Genomic DNA, 13696 nt, shown 5'->3' with positions numbered 1-13696 from the left:
ATATATGGCATTAGTAAATAAGCCAGATGAAAGCATTTTTGCATCATCTGCAAAACAAGGTGAGGTCGATAATTTCCCTGACTTATTGCGTGGTTGGGGGATTACGTTTGACCAAACACAAGGTATCCCTCCCATGGAGTGGTTTAACTTTTTGTTTAAACGACTTGACGAAAAACACACTTATTTGATGCAACGAGGGCTACCCGAATGGTCTGCTACACAAGACTATACTAAAGGCTCTTGCGTCCAGTTTGAAGGGCTAAGCTACCGAGCATTAAAAAATAGCAAAAACAACCGCCCGAATGAATCAAATTCGCAATATTGGGTGCGTTGGGGATTTGCGTTGAGTGAGATTGCTCAGGCGACATTAACTCAATATGGAATAACCAAACTCTACACTGGCTACGATAGCCAAAGTGAAGATTTAGCCTTAACGCCTAAAACCGCCTATCAGCTAAAACAGCTTATTGACTCCAACACACGCTCGCTTGGCAATGTTATCCCAAACAGCAAGAAATCCTCTGCAGTAAATAGCAATAGTGCAGAAACCGTTGCAACCAGTGCAGCGGTTAAAACGGCTTATGACAAAGGCATCGAAGCCAGAATTGCCGCATATGCAGCAAATAACAATGCGAATGGTCGTGTGTCTAAATCAGGCGATACGATGACTGGCAGTCTTGCCATCACAGGTAGCCAATCTGGCGGTTTTGCCAATGGACTCATGCTTAAAAATAAAGCCAGCGGTCAAAATACTGGTGTGTTTGTTGATTTTTACCAAACAGACAATATCCCTCGTGCATCAATGTGGATGAGCGACGCGGGTAATAACTCAACCCAAATTTCATTCCATAACACGCCAGAGGGTGCGGATTGGAATAGAGACAGCCGACAAGGTGTATTCACAATTACCTCATCAGGTAACCTGTGGAGTAAAGCTTATGGATTTCTACATGATAAGTTTGCGAGTAAATCCGATGTCTATGCCAAAAGTAGATTTAGACACCAGTGGTACGGTAATCACTATGAAGGCGCCGAAGTGTATGATGTGCCAATGGGTGATAATGGGGTAATGCGCACTATTATCATGGGGGCAACAATTAATGGGTATTCCAAGCTCAATTTGCCAGAGCCATTTAATGGTACTTGCCGAGTACAAGTAATGGATGTGGGGAGCGGGCGTCATGTTGTTGGCGCAAATATCCAAAACGGAAACGTTGTGGAGGTATTTAATTCTGGTCGCACAGGGTTAAACATTATCGCTATTGGTTGGTATGGATGGTAAATATGATGTTATTTAATTTAGACACAAAACAATTTTTGCCGGATTATATCCCGCATGACAATAACGGACAGTGGGTCAATGTTGAGTCTCAAACGGAAATTGATGAGATATCACTCAGCATTACTGGCGGTGGCGCAGTATGGATTGAAGATGGAAAAATAAAATGCTCAGGCAAGGCTCCTAGTCCATTCCATGTTTTCAACCCGAATACTAAGTCTTTTGAGCTATCAGCGGAAAAACAGACCGCACTTTTAGCCGACACTCAAACTCGCCTTATCGTCAACATCGATGAGTACGCGGCAACAATTTATAGCACGTGGACTCGATTCGAATCGGAATATCGCGAACGCCAAGCGGCGGCAGAAGCATTTAAATCAGCAAATTATGAAGGTGAGTGCAGTCGATATATCTCAGACTTTGCACAACGCGCGGGGTTAAATAACAAAGCCGCAACAGATTTAATTTTGGTGCAAGCAGCAGGGCTCGAAAAGCTACAAGTTGAGCTGGCTAATCAGCGCATGCGTAAGTATGAACTCAAAGCCCCTAATCTCACACTTGAGCAGTTGCAATCAATCCATGATGACATCATCAAACAAATGGACTCACTAATGGAGGCATATCAAAATGGCTAAGGTTTATTTGGCGATGTACAAACACAAGAGAGACTGGCGCAAAGAGCCAGTCAAAGCGATAGCCGACCGCATTACTCGATTTTGCACAAAGGGCAAATACTCGCACTGCGAGATTGCCATTGAGCATCATTATGAGCATGCGACAGTATATGACTGCTACTCATCATCGGTACAAGACGGTGGGGTGCGGTGCAAACAGATTGATGTATCCGATAACACCAAATGGGATTTAATCCCACTCAACGATGTCACCGATGAGCAAATCAAAGCCTATTTTAACCGCACTTCTGGCAAAAAATATGACTGGTGGGGAGCGTTAGGGATTATATTGGGCATTAAGCAAAAACGCAGTAAGTATTTTTGTTCTGAATGGTGTTTTAATGCGATTTGCGGTGGGGAAAATGGCTGGCGGTTTAGTCCAAATCAACTATCGGCAATCTTTCAAAAATAGACAAACGGCGGGTAATTCCGCCGTCTTTTACTATTTTCTCTAAATGGTATATTATTACCCAAGTTACTTAGTAATTCATTAATCATTAAAATGATACAACGTAACAAATAACAGTAAAATATATCATGTAAAAAATACAGACTACGCCAAAATTACGCCAAATTTAAATTTTATCTTTTAAAATCAACACAAAAAGAAACAGACCCTAGGCACCACAATTATTTTAACCCTGCATAATTTTATGCGGGTTTTTTCTTTATAAAATCCATATCTCAAATAAAAAATAAGCCTAGTGTAATACTAGGCTCATAAATACTTTAGTCCCTTAGACTAAGCTTCAGTAGCAAGGTTACCTAAATCTTTATCAACTAAGAATAAACCTTTACCATCTTCGCCAAGAAGATTCAATTTATCCAAGATACCACTGAATAATTTTTCTTCTTCATGTTGTTCTGCTACATACCATTGTAGGAAATTAAATGCAGAGTAGTCTTTTTCTTCAAAAGTTTTACCTACTAATTCATTGATTTTACTTGTAATCAATTTCTCATGTTCATAGGTAATTTCAATTACTTCTTTTAATGATTTATATTCGTGTGATGGTGCTTCAATTGCAGAAATTAGAGCAACTGAGCCAGTCTCATTTAAATAAGTGAATAATTTACGCATGTGTTGCATTTCTTCAGCTGCATGAGCTGATAAAAATTTTGCAGCACCTTCAAAACCTTTTTGCTCGCACCAAGCACTCATTTGTAGATATAAATTAGAAGAATAAAATTCCAAGTTCATTTGGTCGTTTAATAGTTTTACTACATTTGCTGATAACATTTTATTTCTCCTATTTATTATAAAGTTGCTAACTCACGATCAATAAAGAACAACGCTTTACCATCTTCGCCAACAAGGTTAAATCTATCAATAATGCCACTAAATAATTTTTCTTCTTCGTGCTGTTCTGCTACGTACCATTGTAAGAAGTTAAAAGTAGAGTAGTCTTTATTTTCAAAAGTAACTTCAACTAATTCATTGATTTTGGAAGTTACTAATTTTTCATGTTCTAAAGTTGTTTCAAATACTTCTCTTAATGAAGAATAATCGTGTTTAGGTGCATCGATTTTTCCTAAAAGCGGCATGCCGCTAGTTTCACTTACATAATTGAACAATTTTTGCATATGTTCTAATTCTTCATCTGCATGACGAAGTAAAAATGCCGCAGCACCTTCATAGCCATGAATTGAGCACCATGCACTCATTTGTAAATATACATTAGAAGAGTAGAACTCTAAATTTATTTGGTCATTCAGCTTGTTTGTGATGATTTGATTAAGCATAACTAATTCCTTTCCATTTGATTGATAAAGTGCAATAAAACTTGACTTGCGATTCTCATTTTAAGCTTACAAATGAGAATTGCAAGTTTTTTATTAAAATAAAATTCATATAACCAATTAATTTTAAAAAGAAAATTAAAAAACAATTATTCTCATTTGAGTAATCTAGGCGCATAAAATAATTACAATGTCACAATTAAAGATGTTAAATCTACTACCAAATCTTCTGTCAATTTATTCAGATTTCACCTAGCGCAATCTAAATCCAGAATTAAATATTATTGCTTTAACTTTTTAATGGAGAAGAAGCGGAGTATCCCTTTTTGACAACCTAACAAAAAGTTACTTTTATATTCACACGATTTAACATAATATACATTATGCGAAATTAGTTATCGGGTTAGCGAAAACTACGGGCTAAATAAATCACACAGTTATACACAAGTCACAGGTACTAGTAAAACAAGACAAAATAAGGCTAGATAACACGTTGTAACGTATTATTTTATAGAGTTATTGAATGGATGAATTGAAATGTAAGGATAATGTAAAGGTGAAATAAGCTAAATCTATGTGATTACGCTACGTAAAATCTGGATTATTTTTTGGATAATTATTCCCAGAATAAAAATAACAAAAAAGCACGTTTTTATTAAAACGCGCTCTTCTAAAAAATGTGACAACGTATCGACTAACCTAGTAGTTTTATACCGTATTCATATACTTGTTGTAGCAAAGATAGTTTTTCAGGCTTATCTGAATGTTCCTCCGCTAAACGTTGTAAACTTGATTCAAAATCTACCGCACTTTTTTCAAGTTTATTCTGTCTATATTTCTGCCATTTAATTTGTTCAGCGCGTGTGAGGGTTTTATAAAAATGACGAGCGCGATAATGGAACAATAATTCAGGGATACGTTTATCTTCAAAAGCTAAACCATGTTCAGCTAATTTTTCTGCAGGTAAACTACGTAAAATAGACATATTGTTTTTATCAGCATTGCTGAAAAAGCCATTGTATAGCTCAGTTTCTACATTATCATTCGATTCAAATTGACGTTCTTCATTAAAAATATCCGTCACTTTTTCTCTAATATCAAAAGATGCTCGTAATTTTGCAAGATTATCCAAGCATAATTGTCGATCAATACCCAAGCGATTTGCTGTTTCTGGCAACAAGGTTTTGGCTGGCGCTAAAATAGGACATTTATTGATATGCACAAGCTTTAACGGAACGGATGAAACGCCTCTTTCTTCTAATTCCAATTTTTTGGTATATAAATCTGTCCGCAATTCATCCGCACTTTTGGCTAATAAATTATCAATATCGCCAGTTAAATCACAAACAATGAGTGCATTTTGGTTTGTAGGATGCCACGCTAAAGGCGCAACCCAAGTGCAATTTCCACGATAATTCCCTAACATACCAGAAACATGCACTAAAGGCGCCATTGATCCTGTATCAACCAATTTTTCAATTTCTTTTTTACCTCGGTTTTCAAAGAAATATTGGAATAATTTAGGCTGTTTTTCTTTAATTAATTTCGCCATAGCAATAGTTGCATACACATCTGCCATCGCATCATGGGCATTTTCATGCTCAATACCATTTGCTTTAGTGAGTTTTTCTAAGCGAAAGCTTGGCATACCATCATCGTCATAAGCCCAATTTATCCCTTCTGGACGCAGCGCATAGCAAGCCCGGACCAAATCCAGTAAATCCCAACGAGAATTGCCATTTTTCCAGCTGTATTCATAAGGATCAATAAAATTACGATAAAACGTATAACGCGTCATTTCATCATCGTAGCGAATATTGTTATAGCCCATGACACAAGTATTGGGTTGGGAAAATTCTGCTAAGATATTTGCGGCGAATTCAGGCTCAGAAACCCCCTTTTCATTACATTCTTGTGGTGTAATTCCTGTGACCATTACGGCGTCAGGAGCCGGTAAATAATCGTTAGTTTGTTTACAATAAAACATTATTGGTTCACCAATGATATTAAAATCAGCATCTGTACGAATACCCGCAAATTGCGCAGGACGATCTGTTGCTGGATTTACACCAAAACTTTCATAATCGTAAATAAAAAAGCTGAAATCTTTTGCCATGACTACTCTCTTTTACGCGATAAGTTTATCTAAATAATATAGGCAGAAAATAGCTGATAAACTGAAAATAATACCTATCCAATTTAACTTGCTAATTTTTTCTTTAAAAGCTAATGCGCCAGTTAGCGTACCTAAGCAAATTACGCCAATGTTCATTCCCGCGAAAACAAGCGTCGGATTTCCAGCAAAACTTTGATGTGCTTTTATATAGAATAAAATATTAAAGAAATTCAATACACCTAAAACGATGCCGCTAATTACACTTGATGATGTCCATTGGGCACGTTTTAAGAATAAATAGATAAACATAACGCAAGCTGCAAGCGAGAAGGAAATAAACAATGTTTCAGGGAATGCACCGCCGCTTTTCGCCACTTGCTTGAATAAAATATCAATAATGCCATACCCAAACCAAACGCCGATTAATCCTAAAACACCTTTAAAATTAACCGCATTTTGCCCTTGATTTGGCTTAGTTAATAAACAAAATAAACCAATAAAGGCTAATACAATGCCAATGATTTTAGATTGGCTTAGTGTTTCATGAAAAATTAAAAATGCCGATAAAATAGGAAGAAACAACGAAAGACGTTGTGCTGCGTCAGAACGTACAATTCCAGCAAACTCCACCGCTTTTGACATAATAATAAACACGCTAGGTAACAATAAACCTAGCGCTAAAAAAATGGGTGAATTTTCGCTTTGTACGATGTAATCAGTAAATTCTAAGCCTTTAAAATCAGGTTTGAGTAAGAAATAACTGAAAGTGATGGCCGTGATGTAGTTGAATGCTATAGCTTGTTCAATAATAATATTTTTTTTACGGGCTATTTTAAGCAAAACTGAAACAGCTACGCTGCAAAGAATGGCAAGAATAAGATTGTGCATTTAAATTCCTTATATAATTAAAGTGCGGTCAAAAATCTTAAAATTTTAACCGCACTTCCCTTCTATTTTTTATTCTGTCGCACCGAATCCGCGTAGACCAACAACGTGTACATGTTCTTGGTTGCCTGCGATTTTACGTACGAGTTTATAGGTTGTACCTTTTTCTGGGCTAATGTTTTCTGGCGCAGCGATAAGTAACTGCATATCCAAACGTTCGCAAAGTTCGAACAAGGTGGAAATAGATTTACCATCCAAACGCGCAGCCTCATCTAAGAATAGTAAACGACACGGTACGATGTCTTTACCGCGAATACGGCGGCTTTCCTCTTCCCAGCTTTGTACAACCATTAATAGGATTGACATACCCGTACCGATCGCTTCACCTGTCGATAATGCGCCACTTTCAGCTCGTAACCAGCCATCTGCACCACGGAATACTTCAACTTCTAACTCGAGATAATTACGGTAATCCAATAATTCTTCACCGATAGTTTGTGCTGTGCGTTGGCCCATATCAATATGCGGGTTGATGCGTTGATAAAGTTTCGCAATGGCTTCAGAGAAAGTAATACGATTATCGCTGAATAAATCTTGATATTCTTCTTGTTTACCAGACAGAGCATCAAGCAACATCGCATGTGTATCGCGAATATTGACCACTAAACGTACCGATTTCACCTGACCAAAGGCAATATTTTGTAGACCTTGGTTCAACATGCGAATACGGTTTTGTTCACGTTGAATGGTTTTACGCATAATATTCGCCACACTTTCAGAACTGATCGCCAATTTTTTCTCACGACCAGTCAATTCTTCTGTTAAGCGATTAAGCTCAATTTCCATTTGCTCAATTGCATCAATCGGATCATCCGTTTTAATAATATCCTGACGAATACGTTCACGAAGATGTTGATATACAGCGATGAAGAAGCGAACTTTATTTTCTGGTTTACGGCTATCTTCAGAAATACGTAATGCATCGCGGAGATATTCATTATCAGCCACTGCAGTACGTAGTGCACCTAATGCTTTATCCGACATTGAACGTAGTTCATCAGCAGATAAATAAGCTAATTCTCGACGATTGAGTCGTTTTTCCACATCAGAATTGCGAGATAAACGCAGAACCACGCACCAGCTGACTTTCGCAGCTACAACCAATTCACGTTGAGTTTTGTAATCACGTTCCGCTTTGCGAATGCGTTTATTTAAGTTCTCCGCTTCACTTTCAATGAGTGTTAATTGTTTTTCAACATAAGAACGACGTTGACGACTGGTTGAAAGTTGTTGATACAACTCATCACGGCGATTTCTTGCACGTTCCTCTGCCCCTTCATCAGCACGCACGCCCAATTCACCAATCTCAGCAATTAATTCTTTCAACAATTGATTTTTACTGTCGTAAGAACTTTGCAATTGAATAAATACTTGGTTGTATTGTGCAAATTGGCTTTGTTTTTGACGTAATTGTTCACGTTGAGCATCACGTTGTGACTGCAATTGTTCCAAACGCTGACGAAGTTGCTCATTAAGCTCTGATGTTTCTGCTTGACCAGCATCTTCATAACTGAAGTGATTTTTACGTTGTACTACATCCGCTAAAGCAAATACACGTTGCTGTACTTGTTTTTGACGTTCAATCGCTTGGGTTAAATCAGCTTTTAAGCGTTCATAATTTTCTGGGTCACTTTGTAAGGTATTGGCAATCGGCTCTAATTGTGACAACGCAACGCCATGTTGACGAATAAAGCTTTCATCTTGTTCTGCAATGTCTAATTGTTCACGACATTCTTCAATGCGATCAAGTAATTCATCATCAGCGAGCAAGTTAAGCTGCGGAATTAACTTATTCAACAATTGCATTTTTTCTTTGGCATTATCCAATTTAATGCGAATTTGTTGTTCGGTGCTTGAGAATTGATTGAGCTCGCGATCAATTTCATTGCGTTCTTGATTGATTTCCGCCATCACCTCTTCTGGATTTGGTTGGAACGCAAGCGCTAGATGTAAGCCAACAAATTGACTAAAGTGTTCGTGTAAACGTTGACATTTTTGTACATCAAAGGCGATTTGTGCGTATTCTTCCGCAATTTCATCACGTTTAGCTTGTAATTCTTCTAAATGTTTTTCACGTGCAGCACGACCGAATAATGGAATTTGCGGGAATTTGGAATAACGCAATTCACGATCAGACACTTGCACCACAACGCCCATTTCGAGTTCTTGGGCTGAAAGTACGCTGTCATCAAAGGCATTTGGATCACCTTCGATTAAATATAAATCGTCTGGACAATCTTCTAAATTAGCTAATTGTTCGCGTACCGTGTTGAGATCACGAACAACGATAGCATGACGCGCAGGACCATAAAGTGCAGAGAAATAAGGTGCATCTTCAATTGGTACATCATCATATAATTCAGAAAGCAATACGCCGCCAAAGCGTTCTGCAAGCACATTCAAGCGAGCATCTTCTGAACCATCTGGTTGGCTTAAACGAGAAATTTGCTCATCTAATTGTTGACGTTGTTTCTCTAAATTGTCACGTTGAATAGTCAGCTCACGTTCTTTCACCAATTGTGATTGCATAAAATGCATCACATCTTGGCTATGTTCAAATGTTTCACCACTTTGCTCTTGTAAGCGTTCTAAAGCGGCTTGAGCAGTTAACCAAGCTGGTGCTTTACGAGCATTTTCTTCGTAAAGTGCGGTCAAACTTTCACGTTTTTGACGTAAGGTTGAACGGTTTTCTACTTGCTCAGCAAGTTCTTCATTTAAACTTTCAATGAGTTCTTCTTGTTCAGCATGGAATGCTTCAAGTTCATCAGCGGTTTCTAAAGATAAATTAGCTCGTTGATTAAAATCAGCCAATAATTTAACCGCACTTTGTTGTTGAGCATAGCGCTGCTCTAACTCATGTAATTTCGTGCGTAATTGCGGGGTTTGTTGTGCTTGAATTTTTTGCGTTGGATATTCACGCAATAATTCTTTAGCGCTTTCCCAAGCACTTGAACGAGGCATATCACCGGCAATTTTGCACACTAACTGATACGCTTTATCAAATTGTGATTTAGCCGCTTCAGAAATAGACATTTTATGTTCTAACTCAAGCACTTGCTCGGTAAGACTTTCTGCATGGGCAGCAAACTCTGCTTGGTAATCTTCCGCATTTTTCACGCTCAAATCCGCTAAACCACATAAGGTTTTCGCTTTTTCAAGCGCGGCAATTGCTTGTTGATATTGCAATGCACGGGTTTGTTGTGCATCTAATGCTTGTTGGTAGTCCGCAAGTTGCGCACGTACTTGGTCAATTTCAAGTTCCGTTTGCTCAAATTGTGCTTGGCTTTCTTCAAGCTGTTCGGTTGCGGTTTCCACAACCATTTTTTGTTCTTCTAATTTTTCTGTAAGCTCAGCTACGTCTTCTTGATAGCGCGATACTTTTTCTTGATGACGTAACGCATTTAATACCAAGTTCAAGTGGTCAGCCGCACTTTGGTGATCGACTTCTAAAGTACGTTCATTTTCTGCCAATTCAGCTGCTTCACGGCTTAAATCAATTAGTCGATGTTGCGATAATTCTTGCTCAGCTTTTGCTTTATACCAATCACGGCGGAAACCTAAAGCCGCTTCGATATTACCGCGGCGTTCATTGGCATTACGCATATAATCTGATGCCACATAATTAGTGGTTTCGGTGATTAAATGCTTGAATAAATCACGGTCAGATTGGGTGACTTTAATTGCTTCAAGGGTCATTCGGTTTTCACGTAACGCACTTTCCATATCTTGGAAGGCTTTACGCACACCAAGGTTTTCTGGCAATAAGTAATCACGTAAAGAACGGGTAATAGCGCTGGAAATACCACCGTATAAAGACGCTTCGATTAATTTATAGAATTTGCTACGGTCTGAAGCACTACGTAAGCGTTTTGGAATAATGCCCAAATCAAACATCATGCCGTGATAATCGGTGATGGAATGATATTGCTTAAATTGTGCACCAAGGTTTTCAATTTTATCTTTTAATTCATTTAAATTGAGTACACGCGCTTGACGTTCGCCTACTGTTTCGGTGAAAAGTGCGGTCGGATTTAAGGATAATTCTACACCTTGAATCGAGAATGTTTTTAAATCCACTTTCTTATCACGGCCAGCAATTTGTTGCAGACGCACACCCACGAGAATTCGTTGATGACGTGAGTTGATGGTATCCAATACCGCATAACACACACCTGGACGTAATTTACCGTATAAGCCTTTATCACGAGAGCCGCCTGTCGAGCCGGCTTCTGTGGTATTACGGAAATGCAATAAGGTTAAGTCTGGAATTAATGCTGTGACAAAACCCGCCATAGTTGTGGATTTACCGGCACCGTTACCACCGGAAAGCGTGGTCACCAATTCATCCAAATCAAAGGTACGGGCAAAGAAACCATTCCAGTTAATTAAGGTGAGTGAACGGAATTTACCACGTTCTACCCCATTATGTTGGTTTAATACAGGAGCAATAAATTCTTCTTCAACCTGTTCGGTTGATTGCTCTGGTTCGTCTTGATAGATTTCGTTTTCAAGTTCTAATACATCAGACATTATTCTTGTTCTCCTGCATCATCAAATTCTTCATCAATTTCGACCGCACTTTCTTCATCATCGAGATCATCAGCATGGCTTGCTGCTTTTGCTTGTTTTTCCAATTCGAGAGATTGCGGTGTGGCTGCTTCCCCATCTCGAATTAAACGTGCTTGCGCTTCTAATGGATCATCACCAGAACGGACTTCAGCCCCAAAACGGAAAACTGATTCTGAAATAGTAAATTTACCGCTATGCTGTTCGCCTACGGTATGAATCATGCCTAAACGGCGTAAACGACCGATCGCTGCGCGTACTTTTTCAGATAATTTTTGTTTATCTAAATCCGAACCACTAGAGCGCTGATTGACGGCTTTCAATAATTTGCCTTCGTCTGCCAAGTTGAGTAATTCATCATAGACTTCTTGTGTACTGAAGATACCTTGCTGCGCCAAACGTTCTGGGCTTAAATATAAATAGCAAAGCACTTTTCCTACCAACATCTCTAATTCAGAAAGCACTGAACGGGCAATTAAGGTCGTCGCTTTTGGACGTAAATAGAAAAAGCCTTCCGGTGCACGAATTAATTCCACGTTGTAGCGGCGATAAAAGCCATCCAACTCATTTTGGAAATCCATCAAAAAAGCATGATTATCTAATTGATCTGTGCTGATATGGCGACCTGAACGCAACAAGCTGTCCACTGCTGGGAAAATAGGATTTGCAATGGCATTTGCCAATTTCGGGGAAATTACATCTTGAATATCTGTCATGGTTAATTTCTCATTTTATGAATTCGTTTTTGGTTAAGCCACGGAATTAATATTTATCAATCACATGCGCTTGCACTTCTGCGCCGTAATCATTAATTTCCTGCCATTGCGGATAAATACCGGCTAAATCATCATTTGCCATACCTAAACGCACTGCTTGATCCACAATAATACGCGCCACATCAAAATGACGAGAAAGTGGATAAGCCTCTAATTGTTCTTTTAAGACCAAACTTAAATCGATTGGACGATTATTTTCACGATATTGAATTAGCAAGCCTTGCATATGTTCAACGATTTGATCATGTAAATCAGCCAAAGATTCATATTGCAATTCTTCAGGTAATTCACCCAATGCATCATCTTCACGTAATGCCATTTCTTCATCACGCAGATCGACCAAACGTTCCGCTTGAGCTGTCCACAAGAACCAGGGATGATCGAAATAACTGTGGATAGAATTACGCAAGCGTTGTGAGAATACACGGTTTTTATCCATATCAATGGCGGTACGGATAAATTTATGCACGTGACGGTCATAACCAATCCATAAATCGATGGCTTGTTGTCCCCAGCTAATAATGCGGTCAAGCTTGGATTGTAAATCAGTAATTAATTGTTCAATAAAATACAGCTCATCATGGCCAATTACACAATCTTGAATACGTAATAATTGTGCCTGTAACTTATCACCTGCTGCATTTAAAGTATCTTGTAACTCACGTAAATTGCCTGAGGTTTCATCTAATAAACGTTCACAGCTAGAAATTGCCGCCTGCCAGTCTTTGGTAAGTAAATTGGCAATTTCTTCTTTAATGCTTTGCTGATTTTCATCCATCACACGTTGTGATAAATCGATACTGTCGAAAATCTCTGCTACTGAATATTTTAACGGAGCGAAAACATTCCGGCGCCAAAAGTGCTCATTCTCCCCTTTTGCTGTACCTTCTTCTGCTGCATCAGATGCACGCTGAATTTCATCAGCCACAATAGAAAGCTGTACAGAAAGACGCAATGCAGAAAATTCACGCTGACGAATATAATAATCTGATACGCCAACACCCAGTGGGGTGAGACGATAAATGGAAAGCCCTTCAGTGAATTCACTACTAAAACGATTGAGAAAACGCTGTTTCACCAATTCATTGATGGCATTATTAGCACGGGTAGCAATCGCATCCGTTGATTGGTCAAAGGCATTGGCTGTATGGCGGAAAATATCCACTAAATCAGCTTCTAGCATTTCACCGTCTAAACGTTCGTTGTTGTAAATGGCAATGGCCAATAAAAATACCAAACGCTCTGTCGGCAGATTTAACGAAAATTCCCGCTCTTTCGCCCATGAGACGAGTTCAGGAATGGTTTGTGATGTTTCGATCATTCGGTTACAAAAGCTTAAAATTGAACAAAAAATTTTTGAGATTATACAGGATTTTTTGTCGTGCTTGAAATCTTCTTGTAAATTGACCGCACTTTTTATTTAGACTTGTTATTCAAACTTATAGTTATATTCACTAAAAAAGAAAAATAATTTTATTTTTTATAAGCCAATTTAATCAAATTTACATTTCTTTATAAAATTGTCTTAGTTGCCCACTTCTATATGATGAAAAAATAAACTATAATACTCCGAATATATAGATAATAGAAAATTATTTTC

10 protein-coding genes are annotated in these 13696 nt (G+C 38.3%); 3 read left to right on the top strand and 7 right to left on the bottom strand.

What is annotated here, in order from left to right:
- Positions 1-4: 4 nt before the first annotated feature.
- Genes AC6H0J_RS06480 through AC6H0J_RS06470 form a run of 3 tightly spaced genes read left to right on the top strand, consistent with a single transcriptional unit; the run spans position 5 to position 2365 of the window.
- Complete coding sequence (locus tag AC6H0J_RS06480) at positions 5-1282, top strand: tail fiber protein (protein ID WP_497513222.1); 1278 nt, start codon at positions 5-7, stop codon at positions 1280-1282.
- A gap of 2 nt (positions 1283-1284) precedes the next feature.
- A complete protein-coding gene (locus AC6H0J_RS06475) occupies positions 1285-1914 on the top strand; it encodes a hypothetical protein (protein ID WP_497513220.1) in 630 nt (209 codons plus the stop codon).
- Positions 1907-2365 (top strand): enoyl-CoA hydratase, encoded by a 459-nt coding sequence (locus AC6H0J_RS06470; RefSeq protein ID WP_497513218.1) that lies wholly within the window; start codon positions 1907-1909, stop codon positions 2363-2365. The genes AC6H0J_RS06475 and AC6H0J_RS06470 overlap by 8 nt, the downstream gene beginning before the upstream one ends.
- 330 nt (positions 2366-2695) lie before the next feature.
- Here AC6H0J_RS06470 and ftnA (AC6H0J_RS06465) read toward each other — a convergent pair whose 3' ends face one another.
- The 7 genes from ftnA (AC6H0J_RS06465) to mukF form a co-directional block, all read right to left on the bottom strand.
- Positions 2696-3193 (bottom strand): non-heme ferritin, encoded by a 498-nt coding sequence (ftnA, locus tag AC6H0J_RS06465; RefSeq protein WP_005637808.1) that lies wholly within the window; start codon positions 3191-3193, stop codon positions 2696-2698.
- A 17-nt stretch (positions 3194-3210) separates the two neighbouring features.
- Entirely contained in the window at positions 3211-3696 is a 486-nt protein-coding gene (ftnA, locus tag AC6H0J_RS06460; RefSeq protein ID WP_005634630.1) for a non-heme ferritin, read from the bottom strand.
- A 691-nt stretch (positions 3697-4387) separates the two neighbouring features.
- Positions 4388-5809, bottom strand: a complete 1422-nt coding sequence (sbcB, locus tag AC6H0J_RS06455; protein WP_046953158.1) for an exodeoxyribonuclease I — start codon at positions 5807-5809, stop codon at positions 4388-4390.
- Positions 5810-5821: 12 nt separating this feature from the next.
- Positions 5822-6697, bottom strand: a complete 876-nt coding sequence (locus AC6H0J_RS06450) for a DMT family transporter (RefSeq protein WP_497513216.1) — start codon at positions 6695-6697, stop codon at positions 5822-5824.
- A gap of 69 nt (positions 6698-6766) precedes the next feature.
- Complete coding sequence (mukB, locus tag AC6H0J_RS06445) at positions 6767-11284, bottom strand: chromosome partition protein MukB (protein WP_497513214.1); 4518 nt, start codon at positions 11282-11284, stop codon at positions 6767-6769.
- On the bottom strand, positions 11284-12036 hold the full coding sequence (mukE, locus tag AC6H0J_RS06440; RefSeq protein ID WP_065244706.1) for a chromosome partition protein MukE: 753 nt from the start codon (positions 12034-12036) through the stop codon (positions 11284-11286). The genes mukB and mukE overlap by 1 nt, the downstream gene beginning before the upstream one ends.
- Before the next feature lie 46 nt (positions 12037-12082).
- Positions 12083-13417, bottom strand: coding sequence for a chromosome partition protein MukF (mukF, locus tag AC6H0J_RS06435; protein ID WP_497513212.1), 1335 nt, complete (start codon positions 13415-13417; stop codon positions 12083-12085).
- Between the last annotated feature and the right edge of the window lie 279 nt (positions 13418-13696).

This window comes from Haemophilus sp. THUN1691 (assembly GCF_059704425.1).
Note: the sequence above shows the minus strand (reverse complement) of the source record. Positions and strands in the feature narration are given on the sequence as shown.

Coding starts and splice junctions, on each gene's coding strand:
- AC6H0J_RS06480 (WP_497513222.1), top strand. CDS start 5: ATGGCATTAGTAAATAAGCCAGATGAAAGCATTTTTGCATCATCTGCA.
- AC6H0J_RS06470 (WP_497513218.1), top strand. CDS start 1,907: ATGGCTAAGGTTTATTTGGCGATGTACAAACACAAGAGAGACTGGCGC.
- mukE (WP_065244706.1), bottom strand. CDS start 12,036: ATGACAGATATTCAAGATGTAATTTCCCCGAAATTGGCAAATGCCATT.
- ftnA (WP_005637808.1), bottom strand. CDS start 3,193: ATGTTATCAGCAAATGTAGTAAAACTATTAAACGACCAAATGAACTTG.
- mukF (WP_497513212.1), bottom strand. CDS start 13,417: ATGATCGAAACATCACAAACCATTCCTGAACTCGTCTCATGGGCGAAA.
- ftnA (WP_005634630.1), bottom strand. CDS start 3,696: ATGCTTAATCAAATCATCACAAACAAGCTGAATGACCAAATAAATTTA.
- mukB (WP_497513214.1), bottom strand. CDS start 11,284: ATGTCTGATGTATTAGAACTTGAAAACGAAATCTATCAAGACGAACCA.
- AC6H0J_RS06450 (WP_497513216.1), bottom strand. CDS start 6,697: ATGCACAATCTTATTCTTGCCATTCTTTGCAGCGTAGCTGTTTCAGTT.
- AC6H0J_RS06475 (WP_497513220.1), top strand. CDS start 1,285: ATGATGTTATTTAATTTAGACACAAAACAATTTTTGCCGGATTATATC.
- sbcB (WP_046953158.1), bottom strand. CDS start 5,809: ATGGCAAAAGATTTCAGCTTTTTTATTTACGATTATGAAAGTTTTGGT.